Genomic DNA, 20,433 nt, shown 5'->3' with positions numbered 1-20,433 from the left:
TGTAAATCAGGACAGCCGGCCGGGACCAAATGGAACGCGTTCATCGACGCAGGATGTGCCTCTCACATGAAGAAAGCCCACTCCCTGGAAAGGAACCTCCAGATCCGGAGCAGGCGGCATCACTGCACATCAAGTTCCTCCAGTCTAGCATCCCTGCGCCCGGAACCCATCGTCGGCGTTGCCTTCGGGGGCACGGCCGGGCAATGTTGAGGCATGAGCGAGCACCAGGAAACGCAGCAGCACGAAGGGCACGCGCACGACGACGGCGGGTCGCCGGACGGGGGCGGCGGCGGCATTGACACGGCTTCCGCCTGGGACGAGAGGTACCGCAGCAAAGCAAGGCTGTGGAGCGGGAAGCCGAACCCGCAGCTGGTCCGGGAGGCCGGTGGCCTGCGGCCCGGGAAGGCGCTGGAACTGGGATGCGGCGAAGGCGCCGACGCTATCTGGCTGGCGCAGCAAGGCTGGTCCGTGACCGCCGTCGACGTCTCCGCCGTTGCCCTGGAACGGGCCCGCTCCCATGAGCTGGCCGAACTGGCGCGGGAAAGCGTGCACGCCTCGAACGGCACTATGGAAAGCCGGATTACCTGGCAGCTGGCGGACCTGACGCAGTGGCAGCCGGGAGATGCCTACGACCTGGTGACGTCGCAGTTCCTGCATTCCCAGGAGCTGGACTGGCGGATCCCGCTGCGCACCGCGGCCTCGGCCGTCAAACCGGGTGGAACGCTGCTGGTGGTTGGGCACCACCCGGACCGGCTGCCGCCGTGGGGTCCGGGGCACCACCATGAAGGCATGTTCTACACAGGGGACCAGCTGGTGCAGGAACTGGGACTGGATCAGCCCGGATGGCAGGTGGAGGTCCTCACCAGCCGGGAGCGCCCAGTGACCGGGCCGGAAGGGCAGGAGGCCACCATCGCCGACGTCATCGTGCGCGCCACCCGCCTTCCCTAGCTGTACTCAGCCAGTAGGTTGGTTGCACCTGCTGATAGGTGGTTTGCCTCCGAGGCTGCCGTGTGGCCGGTGGTTGTTGTAGAAGTTTAGCCAGGACTGTAGAGCGTCGACGCGGGCTTGGTTGGATGCCGTTCGGAGTCAGGCGGGCATTACGGTGGGACATGAAGACCTCTTAGTCGTTGGCTGTGTGTGGTAACCACCAACCTAAGAGGTCTTCACCTATTCACGATGTAACCAACGTCCTGACTCAGTACAGCTAGCCGCCGGCGCGCCCCCGGTGGTGACGCGCGGCGCCACCAGGACCGCGGCGACCCCGATGGCGGCAGTGAAGGCGAAGACCCCCGCGAAGGACTGGACCGGCGTCGTGAATGCCGCGAAGACAATCCCCGTGGTGGCCAGCGACAGCGCGCCGCCCAGGGAGTCCGAGATGGACATGGCGGAGCTGTTGAAGCCCTCGTTTTCCTTGGTGGACAGCGCCAGGGTCATCACGCTCAGGCGCGGGTAGAGCAGGCCCATGCCGCCCCCTGCCAGCACCCAGCCCGCGATGGCGGTGGCGGGCGGCCAATGCAAGGCAGTGGTGGCCAGGGCCAGGGTTATCGCGGCCAGGACCATGAGCGATCCGGCCTGGACGGCGCGGCGGTGCGGCAGCCGTGTGCCCATACGGCCCTGTACGGCGGCGGCCCCCGCCCAAGCGAGCGCGCCGCCGGTGAGGGTCAGCCCGGCCAGTGTGGGCGGGAACGAATACTGGTCGATCAGGAGATATGGAAGGTAGACCTCGGCGCCGAAGAACGAGGCAGACGCAAGCCCACGCGCCAGGATCACGCTGGGCAGGCCGCGGCGGGCGGCGAGGGTACCGGAGGGCACCAGCGGACGCACGGCCACCAGGGCAACAACGACGGCGGCGAGCGCCAGGAGTGCCGTGGCTCCCGGGAAGGCGGGGATGCTGGCGTCCGCGGAAAGATTCAGCCCCAGCACCGCAAGCGCGGCCAGTGCCGCCCAACCCAGCCGGCCCAGGGCCCACGGCGCTGCGGCTTCTTCGGGTTGGCCCGGCCCGGCCGGCCGGCCCTCCGCGTCGGGCCCGTCCAGCCCGCGCAGCACCGGCACGATCATCGCCAGCGCCGGAATGACCAGGCCAACCACGCCCAGGAACACCCAGTGCCAGCTGAAGACCTGCGCCACCACCCCTGCCGCGAAGGGTCCCACCAGGGACGGGACCACCCAGGCCGCCGAGAAGGCAGCGAAGATCCTCGCGTGCAGCTGGCCTGGGAAGAACCGCGCCACGAGCACGTAGAGCGCGACGGTAAGGGCGCCGCCGCCAAGACCCTGCACCAGGCGGCCGGCGACGAGCATGGGCATGGTAAACGAGGTGCCCGCGATGAACAGGCCCAGCACGAACAGCGCTACGGAGGCGTACAGCGGCGCGGCGGGCCCGCGGCGGTCTGACCAGTTTCCGGCCCCCACCATGCCGATCACGCCCGTGGCCATGGGCCCCGCAAAGGCCAGCGCGTAAAGGCTTCCACCGTTCAACTCCCGGCTGACCAGCGGCATGATGGTGGTCACGGCAAGCGATTCGAAGGCGGCCAGGAACACCAGGGCGCAGGTTCCCACGGTCACCCAAAGGTATGGGGGCCGGAAGATCCCGGCGGCGTCGCGGGTTCCCGGGAGCGTGGAGTCCTGCACAGCGGTTCCTAACCAAGTTGTGATCGCGCACCCGAGGTGGCCCGGCTGCCCTTCCTCACATGGCTGCCCCGGACTCCCAACCCTAATGACTCAGCCAGCCTCGTAGGAAGCATGCAACAGCCATAAATGTCCTTTCCTCCTGGGCCAGCCGCGGCCTCACCATGGTCGGTGACGTATGGCCCTGCGAAGACCTCGAACGGTAACCACATTTCTGGCCATGTGCCGCCACTCATTGAAGCTCGCCGGAGGGTTCTTCATAGGCTTTTCGGCAGGCATCCGCATGGCTTTACGCCTCCGGTGAGTGGTTCGGAGCAAGGCAGCGGCAGCAAGCAGTCCGGCTATGGATAGTGAGGACTGTACGAATGCGGAGCCGTACCCCAAACTCTCCAACACCGCCGGTAAGGCGATCAGGTATGCCATCAGAGCACCAAGAGTCGCTGCAAACCACAGGATGGACAGCAGCTGCACCCTTCGCTCTGCAAGCAGGATGAGGTCTCCGGTATGGGAAGCGGCACACTCGCGCAACTGGTTTTCGAAGTATCCGGTTGCTTGTTGGCTTTCGCTGAGCTTGAGCCGGCTCACCTTCAAGGCGGCATCCCGCTCCTGGAGCTGGGCTTCGTAGCGGCGGCGCTTGGCCTCGAATAGAGCAGCGGAACTCTGAATGTTCGCTGCTGGCGGTTTCTCGCGTGCCATTGAGCGCCGGACCACCTCCCGCCTGATGGCCTCTCCGGCTGCTGTTGGCGTCGTAAAGGAAAAGTCAGCTGCCCGGTCAGCCATAAGAACGTCGGTTGTATGCCCAACAGCCGTTGCAATCGGAACTGGACAGTTGCGGACAGCAAGGGCAACCGATGGATCGTTGAAGACGTGCAAATCGCTCCAATGACCACCGCCGCGGACGAGTACCGCGAGGTCGAAAGCGTCTGCTTCGCAATTGGCGAGTATGGATGCAAGGTCCGTGGGCGCCGAATCACGACTCCATGTCACTGATTGATACTGGACATCGAGGTCACCGCTTTGCTGTGCGCGGTCCACACTTTCCTTGAAATCTGCCAGACCTTGGCTTTTTTCCGATCCGATTACCAGTACACGGCGCAATGTCGCAGGAAGAAGCTTCATCGCACCACCAATCGGGGCGTGTATTCGGTCTCGATCCAGCCTGCACAAAGGAACACCGGCGTGTGCAAGCTGTTGCATCGTCCTCTGGTCACGAACGTAGATAGGGCCGGTGCGGCTGAAACGCAGGGATATTTTGTGACGTCGAGGATTAGCTTCTTCCGACGGTCCAAGGTTGGGGTCGCCTCTAGTTCCAGCAAATTGCCCGTCTGGAGGGCCTGCGTGATGGATGTCCCCCTGCCCTGCAGGTATCTGCTGATCGTTGCCGCGTTCCGGGCCTCAATGCGGGCAGGAAGGACGTGAACCTTACCGTTTTGGATATCTGCCAGTTCAAAGTACCAATCGGTGCCGGTCCTCTTTGGCTCCCTGCATTCACCGGAGATCGATGTGGGAGATGTTCCGAGCGAATTTTTGACTCCGCTCAAGACCTCCTCGATGCAGCTTAGGTCCCTCCCGAAAGCACGCGTCTTTTGCTGGCCGGCAGGCCTCATTGTTTCCAATTCCGTCTCCCCAATACCCGTTGGCTTCTGCGTTCAGCACCAACGTAGGCGGAAGCCCGGACATTCTCCTGTCACATCCCAAAGTGCGGGAACGCTCCTACTCCACGAACCGGTTCCGGCCGGACCGGTAGCCAAAGACCGCCGCGAGCAGGCCCACCACCATAAACAGGATCCCGGCGGGAACGAAGGATCCCGTTGCCTGGTGGAGCTGGCCCACCATGAGGGTGCCCGTGGAGCCCACTCCGTAGCCCACGCCCTGCATCATGCCGGAGAGGTGGGCTGCGGTGTGCCCGTCGCGGGTGCGGAGCATGATCAGGGTCAGGGCCGCGGCGGTGAGGCTTCCCTGCCCCAGTCCGAGCAGGCCGGCCCACACCCAGATGAGGTTGAGGGGGCCGAGGATGCTCAGTACGAATCCCCCGCCGGTCATCAACGCTACAACCGTGTTGATGGCGCGCTGGTCCCGGAACCTCGCGGCCAGGGCGGGGGCGAACAGGGATCCCAGCATTTGCAGCACGATGCACACGGCAACGATCAGCCCTGCGGTGGCCCCGTCCACGCCCCGTTCCCGGAGGATGGGCGCCAGCCAGGCGAAGCCGCTGAAGGACATCATGGCCTGCAGCACCATGAAGATGGTGACCTGCCAGGCGACCGGTGAGCGCCACACATTGACGCCGTCCTTGACGGCCTGGTGCCGGACACTTCCCTGCCGCACGGCAACGGGAAGGAACAACAGGAGGACGACGGCGGCGGGCAGCGCCCAGACCCACAGCGCCTTGGTCCACTCCCCCGTCACCGTGTAGACCGGGTAGGTGAAGCCGGCCCCGAGGGCGGCTGATGCGCAGATCGCGGTGGTGTAGAGGCCGCCCATGAGCCCCAGCCGGTGCGGGAAGTCGCGCTTCACCAGTCCGGGGAGGAGCACGTTGCACAGGGCGATTGCCGCTCCGCAGGCCGCCGTTCCAACGAGGAGGGCCGGCAGGTGGCCCGAACCGGCGGCGGCTGCACCGGTGTCCACCGGCCGCAGCAGCAGTCCAGCGGTCAGCAGTGCCATGGCGCCCAGCAGCACACGCTCCGCGCCGAACCGCCGGGCCAGGACCGGGGCGACCGGCGCGAAGACGCCCAGCAGTGTCACGGGAACCGTGGTCAGCACCACCACGGACCAACCGGGCAGCCCGGCTTGCGATGTCACTTCCGGCAGGACGGCGGAGAGGCTGGAAAAGACGCTGCGCAGGTTCAGGCCGATCAGGACCAGGCACACACCCAGGTAGGCCAGGGCGCGCCGGCTGCCCACGCGGGTGGGTTCCGCAGCCGGCAGCTCATCAATTTCTGCATCCACCAGGGTGCTGAGGTCCACCAGGCTGCTGCCCGTCCTGGTCCGGCCGTGGGCTTCCCCGGAGTCAGCCCTTCGCTGCTGCATCCCCGGTCCGGCATTCGTTGCGTCGGTCATCCGCCCATTCTTGCAGGCGGGCACCGGCGTGGAGTTTTCCACATACGGACGCGCGCACCTTCCTGCGCTCCAGGCAGATTCGTAGGTTGTTACCAGCCGCGGCCACGCACCTGGCCGCACCTAGAACGGGAGCACCATGGAAACGACACCGCAGCCGGAACCACGCCCCGCCCCGCCCGAAGGCCGGGCTCTGGAGGGTGGACCACTGGAGGGCATAAAGTTGGAGGGCACATCACCGGAGAACGCACCGGCGGACGGGACGGGGCCGCCTCCCTTCCACGGCGGCCCTGGCCAGCCGCCGGGAGCCCCCGGCCATAAAGCGACGAACAGCCTGGTCCTGGCGATCCTTGCCCCGGTCAGCATGCTCCTGACGGGACCGTTCGCCGGGCTGGCCATGCTCCTGACGTATTCGGACAACGGCTACTCGCGCACCCCCTGGGCAGCTCCCTTCGTGCTGTTCAGCCTGCCTCTCCTCTTTGCCTTCCTCGGTCTCCGGCTGGCACTCCCAGCGCTGAAACAGTTGCCGCGGGGATCTGGAAGCCGGTCCGCGGCGGCAGTTGCCCTCTGCATCTGCGGTGTGGTCTTCGCCCTGGCACTCGGTCCCGCCCTCGACCTCATAGGCGTGTTCTGAGCATCGGAGTGCTCCGGGCGCAGGTGTCTTCACGGCGCTCCGATCGTCCGCCGTCCCCGCGGCGCTATTCTGGAAGGGATGAGCGAATCCCCTGAAAACCCCCAGCAGCCGCATGTCCCGCGGCCCGTCACGCCCGGCACCCAGGCCTCCTTCGGCACGTACGGCGGCCGCCCCGTCAGTTTCGTGCGCCGCGGCACCAGGCTGCAGGGCCGCCGGCAGGCTGCCTGGGCCGAGCACGCCGAGCGGTGGGCAGTCGACGTGCCACGGCATGTAGCCAACACCTCGGTCCACCCCGATTACACCTTTGACGCCGCCGCGGAATTCGGCCGTGAAGCGCCGCTCATCGTCGAGATCGGATCCGGGCTCGGCGACGCCATCTGCCATGCGGCGGAACAGAACCCGGACACCAACTTCCTGGCCGTGGAGGTCTACACGCCGGGGCTGGCCAATACGATCATCAAGATCAACAGCAGGGGCTTGAACAACGTCCGCGTGGTGGAAGCGAACGCACCCGAGGTCCTGGCCACCATGCTGCCCGAAGGCTCGGTCAGCGAACTCTGGGTCTTCTTCCCGGACCCCTGGCACAAGTCGCGGCACCACAAGCGCCGCCTCATCCAGCCCGAGTTCGCCGGGCTTGCGGCACGGGCGCTGAAGCCCGGAGGCCTGTTCCGGATCGCCACCGACTGGTCAAACTACGCCGTCCATGTCCGGGACGTCATGGCGGGTTCAGGGGACTTCGAAAACCTGCACACCGGCGAGCGCCGCGGCTTCGAAAGCCCCCTGACGCAGGTGTGGCAGTCCGGCGTCGAATCGGTAGTGGGCGGGGCGCCGGTGCGTGAAGGGCGCGCCCCGGTCAGCACGGAACACACCGGACCCAACGAGGGCGTGGATGAAACAGGCGGCTGGGCGCCCCGCTTCGAGGGCAGGATCCGGACCAGCTTCGAGGCAAAGGCCCACGAGGCCGGGCGGCTGATCTTCGATCTCTGCTACCGGCGCCGCTGAGCGGCAGACCGGGAAACGCTCCTAGCCCACGTTGATGGCGGCCACGATCTCCTTGAGCATGTCCAGGCGCGGTTCCGCCTCCGGGTTCATATAGGGCCAGACGACCACGACACCGATGAACCGGCCGCTTTCCCACACGCCCACGGTGGCTGCCACCTTGGCCGGCCCGCCGTCGTCGTCATATCCCACCACCACGGCGTAAGCGGCCTTGCCGGGCAGGTTCAGCTCGCCCTCCGCCAGGAGGGTGCCGCCGCGGTCTTCAAGGTAGAAGTCCGCCATTAGGTGCGCCCAGCCGTTGGCCTGCGGCGCATCCTGCACGGAGGTGTCATCCTTGATCAGGGTGACCAGGACGCCGCCCAGCAGGCCGTACTGTTCGCTGTTGGGCCCGGCCGTGGAATCCTCCAGGACCTGGGTATGCTCGGGAAAATCTGCGGTGAAGCCCAGCGGGGATTCGATGTGCACTGACATTGGTTTCAGAGCCTCTCGAGCTTGGTGTCGTTGGGGACTTTATAGTACGTGGACACATTGGTGGTGGCCTGGTTCTCGGTCTTGACGTCCACTTCACCCACCTTGACGTCGAACCCGGGCTCGTTGGTGGCCGTGACCACGGAGTTCACCTGCACGGTGGCGGAGCCGGCCTCGTAGAGCCGGGCGGCATCGCGGGCGGCACCGGCATCGTTGCCCAGGGCCACGTTGCGCAGGTAGCTGTCGATGACCGGGCGGTTCTCCGGCGAGTAATCGACATCGATCTTGACGCTGCCCTGGGTACCGGCCGTCACGGTGGAATCAAACTTCGCAGCCTCGGTCTTCACACCGGACGTGACGCCCTGGGCCACGGTCCCGTCCATGGAGACGGACACGGAATCGATGTTGTTGTCCTTGTCCATGTTGACCTGCAGGCCGCCCTTGCCGGAGGCCTCGAAGACCCGGCCGTCCAGCTTGAGCTGGCCCTGGGCGGAGACCTCCCCGCTGGCTGTGGACGTACCGTCCGTCAGGTTCCGCTCATACGCAAGATCGAGCTTCGCCCCGCCGGACGCCGTTCCGGACTCGCCGCTGGCGTCGAGCGAGAACGTGCCCTTGGCCTTGTCCGTCTGTCCGGTGGACCCGTTGTCCTTCGCCGCGTCATTGATGGTGTCCAGGATGTATCCGGGCGGGTTGCCGGCCACATCCTTGATTTCACCGATGCTGTCCGGCGGGAGGTCGCGGTACATCTGCTCGCGGGCAGCCATGGCTTCCTCCACGCTGCCGAACGTGTACTCGCGGGAGACCTCGCCGGTAAGCGTCGCCCCCGCCGTGCCGCTGGTGTCGTTGACGCCCAGGCCCATGTTTCCGTACACCTTCATCGTGGCGGAGCCGTCGGCGTTCTCCACCACTTCGGTCCCCACCTCGGCGCCGCCGTGGACCCAGGCAACCCGGGCTTCGATGGAAGCCTTGCCCGTTTCCGTGTAGACCGGGATGTCTGCTTTGGCCAGTTCCTGCAGGTGCTGTTTTGCCAGTTCCTGCGCGGACGCCGGAATGCCGCCGTCCATGCGCATGAGGTCCTCGGCGAACGGTCCGTCGCTGCCCTCGCCCTGGATCAGGTACGCCCGGTCGGCATCGGACAGGCCGGCCCACCACTTCCCCTGCTCTTCCGGGCTGGCGTTAACCATCCGATCCAGTCCCGTTTCAAGTTCCCGCCGGTGTTCGGCAGCCGCACTGGCTTCTTCGGCCCTTTCCTTGAACCACTCCTTCGCCTGCGCGGCCATCGAGGTGAGCCGGTCCCAGGTGCTGCCGCCGGAGCCTCCGGTTCCCGCCGTGGACGCTTTTTCCTGCTCGTCGGCATGCTTCATCAGGATTTTCGAGTTTTCCCGCAGGCTTGCCACCACTTTGTCCAGGCTGGGACGGTGGCTGGCACTCCACTCCTGGCGGAAGCGTTCACCGTCCCGGCCCTTCCACGGCGCGGACTGGATCTGGCTGTGCAGGGACCCTGCGCGGCTGCTCAACAGTGATGCTGCCTGGTCCGCGGCCTTGGCCAGCGCCCGCAACTGGCTGATGTCTGCGCCGTAAAAAGTCATGGTTTCCCCCGGGAAAGAGTGCGGTACGTGTCAATCGCTGGTCCTTATGGTTGCACAGGTGCCGGAACCGGGCGATGGGGATCCCTCCCCATCGCCCGGACTGTGCCCGCCCGACTGTTCGGTGCCCCGGCGGCGTGGGACGATTGGCCTTGTAAGAAGGGCACGCACACCGGCGCGCTACCGCGCCTGTCCAAAGGAAAGACGATCAAAGAAGAACTGAAGCAGGTCGTTGACAAGGCTGAGGACGTCACCAATTCGCGGGTCCTTGAGTTCCTGGCCCGGTCAGGGTTCGCGGCCAGCGGCATCCTGCACCTGCTGGTGGGTGCCATCGCCATCCGCCTGGCCATGGGCGGCACCGGGCACGCCGATTTCAGCGGTGCCGTGGCCGAGCTTGCCACCATGCCTGTGGGTCCGTTCCTGCTGTGGGGAAGCTTTGCCGCCTGCGCAGCCTTGTCACTGTGGCAGGCCGGTGACGCGATTTTCGACTTCAACCACCAGGCCACCAAGAAAAAGGTCAAGAACAAAGCCAAGGCCGCGCTGCAGGCAATCGTGTATGCGGTGCTGGCGTTGACACTGTGGCATTTCGCCACGGGGACGGGTACCGGCGATGACAACCGCAAGGCCACCAGCGACTTCACCGTTTCCATGATGTCTGCCCCCGGCGGCGTGGCACTGCTGGTCGTGATCGGCCTGGCAGTCGCTGTTACGGGGGTTGCCTACGGCATGCGGGGGCCCAAGCGAAGCTTCGAGAAGCAGCTGCGGATGCCTGCCGCCGGCGCGGCCCGGACCGCCGTGCTGTCCCTGGGCATTGCCGGCTACCTGGCCAAGGGTCTGGTACTGCTGCTGACGGGGCTGCTCATCGTCATCGCCACCATCAAGGAGCACCCGGAGGACTCCACCGGCCTGGACGGCGGCCTGCGTGCACTCCGCGACCAGCCCATGGGCCCCTATCTCCTGGCCGCGGTGGGAGCCGGGCTGGTCTGTTACGGCGCGTACATGATCATGCGAGCCCGGCTGGCGAAAATGACCAAGTAACACCCCGCGCCGTGGTTAGGTTGGGGCATGCCCCAAGTACGCGCTGAGCGTTTTATCCGTATCGATCCGGAGACTGCGTTCGCCCTCTCCCAGACCACGGGAGACTTCCGGCTCAAGTGGGACCCCTTTATTTCCGCCCAGGGCTTCCTTGACGGAGCGCGTGCGGCGGGAAAGGGCGTCCGCACCCGGACCAGATCCCGGCTGGGCCTCGTGATGGTGAGCCAGTACGTCTCCTACGCACCGCCCCGGAACGTCGGCATGACCATGGTGGCCGGCCCGTGGTTCTTCACGAACTTTGGCGGAGGCTGGCGGTTCACGGCGGACGACGGCGGCACCCGGGCCGTCTGGAAGGACACCTTTTCATGCCGTCCGGCTTTGCTCCGGCCCCTTATGGAAGGGATTGGCAGCCGGCTGCTGGGCTACGAGATCGAACGCCGGATCGAGGCCTTCGCCCGCGCCTGCGAGGACCCCGCCCTGGTGGCGGAATTCCGGGCCCTGGGGCATGCCGGTGAAGCCGCCGACCAGGCCGGCAACCCGCACCCCTAGGTGTACTGAGTCAGGACGTTGGTTACATCGTGAATAGGTGAAGACCTCTTAGGTTGGTGGTTACCACACACAGCCAACGACTAAGAGGTCTTCATGTCCCACCGTAATGCCCGCCTGACTCCNTCCTGAGCCAGGATCAAACTCTCCGTTGAAAACAAACAGACACAACCAAAACCACCGGAAATAACGGTCATAATGGCTGCACAAAATTTGAAACCAGCTAAAAACACCAAACCACACCACAGGGGCGGCACGATTCGGCAAATTCAACCAATTACATACATAATCGGTATCAACAAACTTGGCACACTATTGAGTTCTCAAACAACAGACACACCCGGCACCACCCAGACCAACGTTCAGGATCGCTCCGGAGCAACTTTTCAAACTTACCCGATCCCACCCGGCTTTGCAAACCACGTTTCCGTGACCCAAAACCTCCAGGATCAGCCCCCACCCACCAACAGCACGCACAAAAAGCGAACCATTGTCCAGGCCGTTCAAAAAGGGGGGTTGGCCGCTATTTTTCCGCTTCAGCGGCGGCGACTCAGAAAACAATACCCGCACACAACCCCCACCGCAAATCGAACCAAACCGTACCCCAGGGGCCTCCTAAACCCCGGAATACCGCGGTTTTTGGTTGCTTAGGCGGGGGTTTCGGCCCCTCCGGCGCCAGTTTGCCGGCTTTATGGAGTGGCTCACATCTGCTGCAGGCCGTTCCCAGTTACCCGGAGGACCACGTCGAAGGCCGCCGTCCGGGGCTTCAACCGGTATGGCTCCAGCACGCCAGGCCCGCACGCTGCCGTCCCCACACCCCTCATGGCATGGTCAAGGTAGATGTAGGTGCGCCCGTCCGGAATGAGATCGGGCCTGTGGGTGGCTGCTGCCAGGGCCTGCATGCTGTATGGCCGGACTGTCAGCGCAAAGGGCGCGCCGCAAACGTGCAGCTCCCTGCCACCCGCGCTCAACACCGCGGACCGCACTCCGGACCGGGCCCCCGACTCCTGGGGGCGGACGTACTCCACGTCCAGGCCGGCAAGGGGCAGCTCGAACCATCCTGTCCGGGTGCCCTGCCCGGTGTCCGGGTAACTCTGGTGCGGGCCCTGGCCGAACCAGCCCACGGTGGTTGTCCCGGCCCCCAGCACGAGCTCCAGCCCGATCCGCGCCCACTCCACCTCAAAGCCGGCGTTGACCCACTCCCCTACCGGCGTGACATGGGTCCGCAATGCCAGGGAGCCGGCCCCGCTGGTCCACTCATAGTCAACCAACACTCCGAACTGCTTGTCCGCCGCCCCCATGCGCGTGCTGACGCGAAGGTGCTCGCCGCCGTCGGGCGTTGTTTCGGCGCTGATGCCAAGCAGGCGGGTGTGCAGCCGGTCGAGTCCCGCCTCCTTCCACTGGGTGGCAAGGGGCCGCTCGTCCGTGCTTCCCCACTCCCGGCCGAGGTCGTTGTCCGTGGGTGCCCACCACAGGACCAGGCCCAGCTTTTCCACGGGCAGGCCACCGATGCAGGTGGGCATGCCCGTGGCCCGGTCGAATACGGCAGGACCCAGCCGGAGTTCCTGGTCGGTAACGTCAACCGGTTCTTCGGCCGGCGGCATGGCGGGTGGCGGCACCGCCCGGACTGCCTGCCCCCACGCCACCTCATGGCCGGCAGCAGCCCAGGCAGTGTCCGAGGCGAGTACAGCACTGACCGTGAGAACGGCCGCCTGGCTCTCCGGCAGGCCCGCCACATACCGGGCCACCTCCGCCGGCAGCTCTACAACAGCCCGGGACTGCGGTGCGAGCGGCGGAACTGCCACCGATCCCTCCAGCTGCGTGCCGCCGTCGTCCTCCACCTTGTATTGGAACCGCAAGGCCGATGTGTCGGCAAAGTCCTGGCCGTTCCGCACGGTGAAGCCGGCCCAGGAGTCTGCCACCCCGATGTGCAGCGGTTCAATCACCTTCTTGAAATCCAGCAGGCCGGGGCGGGGGTTGCGGTCGGCATCCACCAGCCCGTCCGTGACGAAGTTCCCGTCGTGGATCTCCTCACCGAAGTCCCCGCCATAGGCGAAGTGGTGGCCGCCGCCAGGGGAGGGGACGGTGATCCCGTGCTCAAGCCACTCCCAGACGAAGCCGCCCATAAGCCGGGGATACCGTTCGAACAGCTCCTGGTACTCACTCATGCCGCCAGGCCCGTTGCCCATGGCGTGGACAAATTCGCACAGCATGAACGGCATGGCGCGGCGCCGCGCATCGAGTGCGGCATCCTCCAGGGCCGGTTCAATGCCCTGCCCGATGAGCTCCGTCTCGGCCTGGCTGGCGTACATCCGTGAGTAGACGTCCACGTCGGGCGAGGACCAGTCACCTTCGTAGTGGATGGGACGGGACGGATCACGGTCCTTGGTCCAGCGCGACATGGCCGCCAGGTTCCTGCCGGTGCCCGCCTCGTTGCCCAGCGACCACATGATCACCGAAGGATGGTTTTTGTCGCGCTCCACCGTCCGCTGCATCCGGTCCACCAGCGCAGCCTCCCACCGCGGATCATCGCTGGGGTTTTGTGCCCAGCCGGCGCTGTGGAAGCCGTGCGTTTCCAGGTCGCATTCAAGGACGACGTAAAAGCCCAGCCGATCCGCCAGCGCAAGGAACTCGGGGTGCGGCGGGTAATGCGAGGTCCTGATGGCATTGATGTTGTGCTGCTTCATCAACCGCAGCTCGGCCTCCACCACATCCCGCGGCACCACGCGACCAAGCCGGGGGTGGTGCTCGTGGCGGTTTACGCCGCGAAGCAGGATCCGCCGGCCGTTCACTTTGAACTGGGCGTCCTCGATGGTGATGCTCCGGAAGCCCAGCTGCAGCGAGACAGTCTCGCCGGGGGTGCTGACAGTGGCGTCGTAGAGGCGTGGGATTTCAGCGGACCAGGGCTCCACGCCGGGGATTTGCTGCTCCACCCCGGCGGCCAGTTCGAGGCCAAGTTCCGGAACGCGGACGACGGCGTCAATCGCCTGCCCCGAGCGGGTCACCTCAACGCGGAGTGAGCCGGCACCCGTTCCCGGATGGTAGCCCGCGTGGACAAAGACATCGTCACCCCCCTGCGCCGGCCGGCCCTGAAGCGTAACGTCCCGGAAGATGCCCGGGAGCCACCACATGTCCTGGTCCTCCACGTAGCTCGAGGCGGAGAACTGGGCCACCCGGACCGCCAGGGTGTTGGTGCCCTCGACCAGGACGCCGGAGACATCGAATTCGTGGGCCAGCCTGCTCCCGCGGGTAGTCCCCAGTTCCACCCCGTTCAGCCACACGGTCCCGGCCGAATCGATGCCATCGAACCGGAGCACGGCGTGCGGGAGGAACTCCGGGCCTGCCTCAAAGGCCACCAGGTGGTCGCCGATGGGATTGGCATCCGGCACGTGCGGGGGTTCCACCGGGAAGGGGAACTGGACGTTGGTGTAGGCCGGGGAGCCGTGGCCATGCATGTTCCAGCTCGAGGGGACGGGAAGGGCAGTGAAGCCGGACAGCCCGGTGCCGCGCTGCCACCCGTCGTTGGGTGCGGTCCGGATTCCGGGGCTCAGCCGGAACTGCCATTCCCCGTTCAGTGAGAGCCTGGGCGCGTCGGATTCGAGGTACGCCCGTGCTGGAAGGCTTCCCCGCCCCGGTGCCGGCGAGGCCAATTCCTTGGCCTCCGCGGCACCAAGATCCAGGAAGCGGGAGGGGGCCGTGGCTGTGGCGGCGGCGCCGTAACCGGCAGTTCCGGCTCGGTTGTGCAATGGCATGTGTCTTCCTTGGCGGGGAGGAGTACGGTACGTGAACGTTCACGGTGCTGCAGAAGAAGCCTAACCGTTCGATTTCCATTTGAGTAGGGGTCAGGCGGACTGCCGGAGGACAAGCTGATGCCGGAGGGTCAGGAAGGCCTCGGGGCTGCGGCCCTGGACTGCGCCGGAAAGCAAGCTGTCCACGAGTCCGACGGCGGCGCGGCCCACCGCGCGAAGGTCCAGCGAGAGGGTGGTCAGCTCAGGAGTGAGCAGCTCCCCGAGTGGTATCCCGTCCATGCCGATGACCGGACAATCGTCCGGGGCAGACCTGCCAGTTCCCTGGAGCGCCTTCAGTGCGCCTGCTGCCATCAGGTCGTTGAAGGCGAGAATGCCGTCGACGCGCCCCCCGCCCGTCAAGAGCAGGGCGATGGCCGATTTGGCAGCGGCCGCGGACGGCTCCGCCGGCAGGCGGGTGAGGTGCACGCCTGCCTGTTCGGCCTCAGCCGCTGCTGCCGCGCTGCGGCTGCTGGCGTTAGTGCCTTGGTCCGAGTCCAGGAAGATAATGTTCCGGCAGCCCCGGGACGACAGGTGCCTGAGGGCGAGCCGGGCAGCGTGACGGTAGTCGAAGGAGATTCCTCCGGCAGTGTCCGTGCCCGGGTAGTCGATGGCGACGACGGGGCGCCGGCCCATCAGCGCCTGCGCTTCATCGGGGTGCGGCGCAAGGTAGCCGATCAGCGCATCGACTTGGGGTGCAAGCCGGGCAGCGGCAGTTACGGCGCTGCCGGTGCCATGGCCGTAGTCGTCCATCACTACGTTCCAGCCGCGCTCGGTGGCAGCCTCCACCACGCTGGAGGCGAAGGCCGGAAAATAGGGGTTTGTCAGGTCCGGGATGGCGAGTCCTACAGAAGTCCGGGCGCCCTGCACCAGGCCCTTTGCAAAGCGGCTGGGGATGTACCCCATTTCCGCCGCAAGTCCCTGGACCCGTTCCCTGGTTTCCCGGCTGATGCCGGCCATGTCATTCATGGCGCGGGTCACGGTCTGTCGTGAAACACCGGCTGCAGCTGCCACATCCAGGATGGTGGCCCGCTTGCCCCTGGGTCCTTGGATCTGGGGGGTCATAGACGGTAAGTCTAGGCGGCTGAGCCACATGCGCCAGTAAATATGGCTGGTGAGCGCGGTATTGGGGGGCGTACCTGATGGAGCAGCCCAGGGGTGTTTTGTTTGTTAAATGTGGGAGGCCCCAACCGTGTGGTTGGGGCCTCGACCATTAATAGTTGTTCCGGCGGTGACCTACTCTCCCACACCCTCCCGGGTGCAGTACCATCGGCGCTGTGGGTCTTAGCTTCCGGNTTACATACATAATCGGTATCAACAAACTTGGCACACTATTGAGTTCTCAAACAACAGACACACCCGGCACCACCCAAACCAACGTTCAGGATCGCTCCGGAGCAACTTTTCAAACTTACCCGATCCCCGCCTCCGAAGCAAATCCATCTTTCAGGATTCCCATCGAATTGAAGACCGCCCCATACCGATTTCCAGCGCCCTAAAGAGCAACCAGATTTTGGCTTTGATTTGGGGGGTTTGGCCGCCCGGTGAACAGTTCTTCACTGTCTCCCCCGCGGCGACTTAGAAAACAATACACGCACTCCGGTCCCATCGCAAACCGGCCCTTCGGAGGCCGGAAATCCCCGGTATTCCGCGGCGAAACCCGGGGTGGATCGCCTGCGCAACCTGCCGTCGTCGTCATTCTGCCGCTGTGTGCTGCCGCACAGGTGTTTCCTGGCAGGCCCGGCCGCTGAGCAAGCAATGGGTTAAACGCAGAAGGGCCGGCAACCCTAAGGTTGCCGGCCCTTCTCAAGCAGCTGGAATCAGCGGTGCTGGATTACCAGGAAGACTTGGTGATGCCCGGGAGCTCACCGCGGTGAGCCATATCGCGGAAGCGAACACGGGAGATACCGAACTTCTGGAAGGTGCCACGGGGGCGGCCGTCGATGATGTCGCGGTTGCGCAGACGGATCGGGGACGCGTTGCGGGGCAGCTTCTGCAGGCCCAGGCGGGCTGCTTCGCGTGCTTCGTCGGTTGCGTTTTCGTCAACCAGGGTCTTCTTCAGTTCGAGGCGCTTGGCAGCGTAACGCTCAACGATGACCTTGCGCTGCTCGTTGCGAGCAATCTTTGACTTCTTAGCCATGTTTAGCGCTCCTCTCGGAATTCGACGTGCTGGCGGATCTTGGGGTCGTACTTCTTCAGGACCATGCGGTCCGGGTCGTTACGACGGTTCTTGCGGGTTACGTAGGTGTAACCCGTGCCCGCGGTCGACTTGAGCTTGATGATCGGACGTACGTCCTTGTCCTTAGCCACTAGAGCTTCACCCCACGAGCCAGAATGTCGGCGACGACTGCGTCGATACCGCGCACGTCGATGGTCTTGATGCCACGTGCAGAAACCTGCAGCGTGACGTTACGGCGCAGGGACGGAACCCAGTAGCGCTTCTTCTGGATGTTCGGATCGAACCGACGCTTGTTGCGGCGGTGCGAGTGCGAAATGCTGTGCCCAAAGCCCGGCTCGGCCCCGGTCACTTGGCAGTGTGCTGCCATGACTTCTCCTCAAGAATTGAAAGTAATGATCCGCATATCTGCTGCTGGACCATGCTGCCAAGTGCGACCCACAGAATGTACGGGCAACGGTTAGTTACGCAACTTGAGCCCCTAACTACCGGCCACCCTGGAGAAAATTACCGGGCAACCGGAGCAATTGCGCACGCTCCGCGCACTTAGCGCCTACCAAGTCTACGAGTTGACGCAATTAAAGACCAATCGGGTGTATAAGGGCTTGCCCCTGTTGAAAGGTCACAGCCGCCGCTGGCCCCTTTTCACAGCAGGGACATAGCTTCCCCAAGCATGTTTGATGCATGAACACACAGCTCCTGCCGGCATCACCGGCCGCAAGCAGCTCCGGCCGCCCGGAGCTCTCACCACCGAAGATACCCGCCCGCGGCTGGTTCGCCCGCCAGTACCGCCGGCGCATGCTGCGGACGGACCTCCTGACCGTCATTGCATGGGCATCCGTGGCTGCCGCCATCGCCTTGTGGCTGGCAGACGGCGGGGCCACCAACATCACCTCGCCCGCCTCGCTGTTCACGGCGGCGGGGATCGTGGCCGGCCTGGCGGGCATGGACCTGGTCCTGCTGATGCTGCTCCTGGCCGCGAGGATCCCGTTCATCGACCGCACCATCGGCCACGACCGGGCCCTGGAATTCCACGGCAAACTGGGCAAGCCCTCCCTTTACCTCCTGTTGGCACACGGCCTCCTGCTGGTCATCGGGTACGGCATGGCGGAGGGACTGGACCCGGTCAGCGAATCCATCAACCTGTGGGTGCAGGTCCCCGACATGTGGCTGGCGTTCGTCTCCATGGCCCTGTTCATCGCCGTCGTGGTGACGTCCCTGGTGGCTGTGCGCCGGCGCTTCCCGTACGAGTTCTGGTACGTGGTCCACCTGCTGACCTATGCCGCGGTGGCAACGTCAATCCCGCACCAGTTCAGCGTGGGCGGCCTCTTTGCGGCCGGCACCTGGCAGCGGTGGTACTGGCTCGCCATCTGCATCTACACCGGCTCGGCCCTGGTGTACTTCCGCATCCTTGAGCCGGTTCTGGCCACCGCGCGCCACCAACTGACGGTGGCCCGCGTGGAGGCCGTGGCTCCCGGCGTGGTGAACATCGTCATGCGGGGACGGAAGCTGGACCAGCTGGCGGGGACGGGCGGACGCTTCTTCATCTGGCGCTTCCTGGCTCCGGGCATGTGGTGGCACCCCCACCCGTTCAGCCTGTCCGCGGAGCCGGTGGTCAACGGCCGGGACGGCCAGGGGACGCTGCGGGTCACCGTCCGGAACCTCGGCGACGGCTCCGCCCAGCTGCTCCGGCTGCGGAAGGGCACCAAGGTGGCCCTGGAGGGTCCCTACGGATTGCTCAGCACGGCAGCCCGGACGAAGAACAAGGTGGTGATGATCGGCGCCGGCATCGGCATCACTCCCCTGCGCGCGCTGCTGGAGACCACCCCGTTCGCTCCGGGCGAGGGCACGGTCCTGCTCCGCGGCCACACTGACAAGGAGCTTTACCTGGGCAACGAAATCCTTGACCTCTGCCAGGCGCGCGGGGCCCGGCTCTTCCACCTCACCGGGCCGCGGGGCCCTCGGCGGTCCACCTGGCTTCCCGAGGACTCGGTGCGCAACGGCTACAGCCTTACCTCCTATGTGCCGGACATCAGGGATGCGGACGTCTACGTCTGCGGCCCGGCGGCGTGGGCGGCCAATGTCATTGCGGATGCCGGGAAAGCCGGCGTCCCCGAGGAACAGATCCATCACGAAAGGTTTGACTGGTGAAAATTCGCGGAACAGTCGCAGCAGCTTTGGCCTCCGCCGGGATCCTCCTGGCGGGCTGGCAGACAGGCACGCAGGCCGGCGGCATCAGCACCGTCGCTTCGAGTACGACGGCGACCGGCACCACGGGTGCAACAGGCACCGGGTCCACGGGTGCAACAGGCACCGGGTCCACGGGGACGGGGTCGTCCGGGTCATCGGGGTCCTCCAGCTCGTCGGGCACCACAGGTTCCTCCGGGTCCGCAAGCTCCGGGTCCTCCAGTTCGTCCAATTCCTCCGCGTCCGGCACCTACAAGGGAAACACCGTCCAGACCCGGTTTGGCCCCGTGCAGGTCCAGATCACGGTGGCGAACGGGAAGATCACGGATGTCACGGCGCTGCAGCTGACCAATACGGACGGCAAATCCATCCAGATCAGCAACCGCGCGGCACCCCTGCTCCGCAGCAAGGTCCTGGCGGCGCAGTCTGCCAATGTCCAGACCGTCAGCGGCGCCACCATCACCAGCGACGCCTACCTCACCTCACTCCAGGCAGCCCTCGATGCAGCAAACCTCTAACCCCCTGCCCGCCACGGCAGGCACCACCCTGAAGGCCCGCACCTTTGACTGCATGGGAACGGTCATCGGCCTGACACTGCCGGTGGGCTCCCCCGCGGAAGGGCAGCCGGGGCTCGACGAGCTCGCAGCCGCCACCGCCGTCGTCGAACTTCTTTTCCGGGACCTGGACGAAACCTTCAGCCTGTACCGGCCCGATTCGGAAGCAGGCAGGCTGGCCCGAGGTGAGCTGAAGCTGCCCCAGGCCTCGGCCCGGATGCGCGAGCGGTACGCCGAGGCGCATGAATGGCGCCTGCGCACGGAGGGCGCGTTCACCCCCGAAAGGCCCGACGGCGTGCTGGACCTGTCCGGGATTATCAAGGGCCACGCAATCCGGGAGGCGGGAACCTCGCTCCTGGCCTTGGGGCGGCGCGATTGGTGCCTCAATGCAGGTGGCGATGTGCTGGTCAGCGGCTCACCTACGCCCGGCAGCGGTGAAGCCTGGAAGGCCGGAATCGTGGACCCTGCCGACCGACTGACCCTCATCACCGGCTATCCGCTGGGCGGCAACAGCCGGCACAGCGCGATGGCCACCTCCGGCTCCGCTGAACGCGGCGAGCACATCTGGCGGGTGGGAAGCGGGGCCGGTGACGACGGGTTTGTCCAGGTCACCGTTGCCGCCGGGGATATTGTCACCGCCGACGTCCTGGCCACGGCGATCGTTGCCGGCGGGACACGGATGCTGGACCGTGCCGCGGACAACTGGGACGTTGCCGTGCTGGCCATCCGCGCGGACGGCTCGATCCTGGCGACTCCGGCGTTCCAGCCGGGGTAGGAGAGG

The 20,433-nt window shown here is 65.7% G+C and carries 18 protein-coding genes and 1 pseudogene; 8 read left to right on the top strand and 11 right to left on the bottom strand.

Annotation, left to right across the window (positions count from 1 at the left end; all coding sequences use genetic code 11):
• Positions 1–213 precede the first annotated feature (213 nt).
• Complete coding sequence (locus BACI349Y_RS01445; protein WP_159629793.1) at positions 214–948, top strand: SAM-dependent methyltransferase; 735 nt, start codon at positions 214–216, stop codon at positions 946–948.
• A 6-nt stretch (positions 949–954) separates the two neighbouring features.
• Here BACI349Y_RS01445 and BACI349Y_RS01440 read toward each other — a convergent pair.
• The 4 genes and pseudogenes from BACI349Y_RS01440 to BACI349Y_RS01425 form a co-directional block, all read right to left on the bottom strand.
• Positions 955–1,056, bottom strand: a pseudogene (locus tag BACI349Y_RS01440) (integrase core domain-containing protein); the annotation flags it as partial.
• Between the two features lie 111 nt (positions 1,057–1,167).
• The gene (locus BACI349Y_RS01435; protein ID WP_159629791.1) at positions 1,168–2,628 is read right to left on the bottom strand and encodes an MFS transporter; all 1,461 of its coding nucleotides are present in this window, start codon (positions 2,626–2,628) and stop codon (positions 1,168–1,170) included.
• Between the two features lie 156 nt (positions 2,629–2,784).
• Complete coding sequence (locus tag BACI349Y_RS01430; RefSeq protein ID WP_159629789.1) at positions 2,785–3,744, bottom strand: exodeoxyribonuclease VII large subunit; 960 nt, start codon at positions 3,742–3,744, stop codon at positions 2,785–2,787.
• 594 nt (positions 3,745–4,338) lie between these two features.
• Positions 4,339–5,685, bottom strand: a complete 1,347-nt coding sequence (locus BACI349Y_RS01425) for an MFS transporter (RefSeq protein ID WP_236560686.1) — start codon at positions 5,683–5,685, stop codon at positions 4,339–4,341.
• A 220-nt stretch (positions 5,686–5,905) separates the two neighbouring features.
• Here BACI349Y_RS01425 and BACI349Y_RS01420 point away from each other — a divergent pair, with 220 nt between their 5' ends.
• Both BACI349Y_RS01420 and trmB read left to right on the top strand, forming a co-directional pair.
• Positions 5,906–6,316, top strand: a complete 411-nt coding sequence (locus tag BACI349Y_RS01420; protein ID WP_159629787.1) for a hypothetical protein — start codon at positions 5,906–5,908, stop codon at positions 6,314–6,316.
• 78 nt (positions 6,317–6,394) lie between these two features.
• Positions 6,395–7,318 (top strand): tRNA (guanosine(46)-N7)-methyltransferase TrmB, encoded by a 924-nt coding sequence (gene trmB, locus BACI349Y_RS01415; RefSeq protein WP_159629785.1) that lies wholly within the window; start codon positions 6,395–6,397, stop codon positions 7,316–7,318.
• A 21-nt stretch (positions 7,319–7,339) separates the two neighbouring features.
• Here trmB and BACI349Y_RS01410 read toward each other — a convergent pair whose 3' ends face one another.
• A complete protein-coding gene (locus tag BACI349Y_RS01410; RefSeq protein ID WP_159629783.1) occupies positions 7,340–7,786 on the bottom strand; it encodes a hypothetical protein in 447 nt (148 codons plus the stop codon).
• A 5-nt stretch (positions 7,787–7,791) separates the two neighbouring features.
• Positions 7,792–9,372, bottom strand: coding sequence for a hypothetical protein (locus tag BACI349Y_RS01405; RefSeq protein WP_159629781.1), 1,581 nt, complete (start codon positions 9,370–9,372; stop codon positions 7,792–7,794).
• 216 nt (positions 9,373–9,588) lie between these two features.
• Between BACI349Y_RS01405 and BACI349Y_RS01400 the strand changes: the two genes are divergently transcribed.
• Positions 9,589–10,407, top strand: a complete 819-nt coding sequence (locus BACI349Y_RS01400; protein WP_159635027.1) for a DUF1206 domain-containing protein — start codon at positions 9,589–9,591, stop codon at positions 10,405–10,407.
• A gap of 27 nt (positions 10,408–10,434) precedes the next feature.
• Entirely contained in the window at positions 10,435–10,953 is a 519-nt protein-coding gene (locus BACI349Y_RS01395; protein ID WP_159629779.1) for an SRPBCC family protein, read from the top strand.
• Between the two features lie 698 nt (positions 10,954–11,651).
• On the opposite strand, the gene BACI349Y_RS01390 is transcribed toward BACI349Y_RS01395, so the two are convergent.
• The 5 genes from BACI349Y_RS01390 to rpmB all read right to left on the bottom strand — a co-directional run bounded on the left by BACI349Y_RS01390 (position 11,652) and on the right by rpmB (position 17,281).
• A complete protein-coding gene (locus BACI349Y_RS01390; RefSeq protein WP_159629777.1) occupies positions 11,652–14,702 on the bottom strand; it encodes a glycoside hydrolase family 2 TIM barrel-domain containing protein in 3,051 nt (1,016 codons plus the stop codon).
• Between the two features lie 90 nt (positions 14,703–14,792).
• Positions 14,793–15,800 carry a LacI family DNA-binding transcriptional regulator gene (locus BACI349Y_RS01385; protein WP_159629775.1) on the bottom strand — a complete coding sequence of 336 codons (1,008 nt, stop codon included), beginning with the start codon at positions 15,798–15,800 and terminating at the stop codon, positions 14,793–14,795.
• A gap of 769 nt (positions 15,801–16,569) precedes the next feature.
• Positions 16,570–16,875 carry a 30S ribosomal protein S14 gene (gene rpsN / locus BACI349Y_RS01380; RefSeq protein ID WP_015938870.1) on the bottom strand — a complete coding sequence of 102 codons (306 nt, stop codon included), beginning with the start codon at positions 16,873–16,875 and terminating at the stop codon, positions 16,570–16,572.
• 2 nt (positions 16,876–16,877) lie between these two features.
• The gene (gene rpmG, locus BACI349Y_RS01375) at positions 16,878–17,045 is read right to left on the bottom strand and encodes a 50S ribosomal protein L33 (RefSeq protein ID WP_013602737.1); all 168 of its coding nucleotides are present in this window, start codon (positions 17,043–17,045) and stop codon (positions 16,878–16,880) included.
• Entirely contained in the window at positions 17,045–17,281 is a 237-nt protein-coding gene (gene rpmB / locus BACI349Y_RS01370) for a 50S ribosomal protein L28 (RefSeq protein WP_018763944.1), read from the bottom strand. Before rpmB ends, rpmG begins: the two co-directional genes overlap by 1 nt.
• A 314-nt stretch (positions 17,282–17,595) precedes the next feature.
• On the opposite strand from rpmB, the gene BACI349Y_RS01365 reads away from it, so the two are divergent.
• The 3 genes from BACI349Y_RS01365 to BACI349Y_RS01355 are packed head-to-tail and all read left to right on the top strand — an operon-like array spanning position 17,596 to position 20,427.
• The gene (locus BACI349Y_RS01365) at positions 17,596–19,062 is read left to right on the top strand and encodes a ferredoxin reductase family protein (RefSeq protein WP_159629773.1); all 1,467 of its coding nucleotides are present in this window, start codon (positions 17,596–17,598) and stop codon (positions 19,060–19,062) included.
• A complete protein-coding gene (locus BACI349Y_RS01360; RefSeq protein WP_159629771.1) occupies positions 19,059–19,616 on the top strand; it encodes an FMN-binding protein in 558 nt (185 codons plus the stop codon). Before BACI349Y_RS01365 ends, BACI349Y_RS01360 begins: the two co-directional genes overlap by 4 nt.
• Positions 19,600–20,427 carry an FAD:protein FMN transferase gene (locus tag BACI349Y_RS01355; protein ID WP_159629769.1) on the top strand — a complete coding sequence of 276 codons (828 nt, stop codon included), beginning with the start codon at positions 19,600–19,602 and terminating at the stop codon, positions 20,425–20,427. The genes BACI349Y_RS01360 and BACI349Y_RS01355 overlap by 17 nt, the downstream gene beginning before the upstream one ends.
• The last annotated feature ends 6 nt before the right edge of the window (positions 20,428–20,433 follow it).

The organism is Arthrobacter sp. 8AJ (assembly GCF_902506025.1).
Lineage (GTDB): Bacteria > Actinomycetota > Actinomycetes > Actinomycetales > Micrococcaceae > Arthrobacter.
The sequence above is the reverse complement of the archived record's forward strand: the minus strand, read 5'-3'. Positions and strand labels throughout refer to the sequence as shown.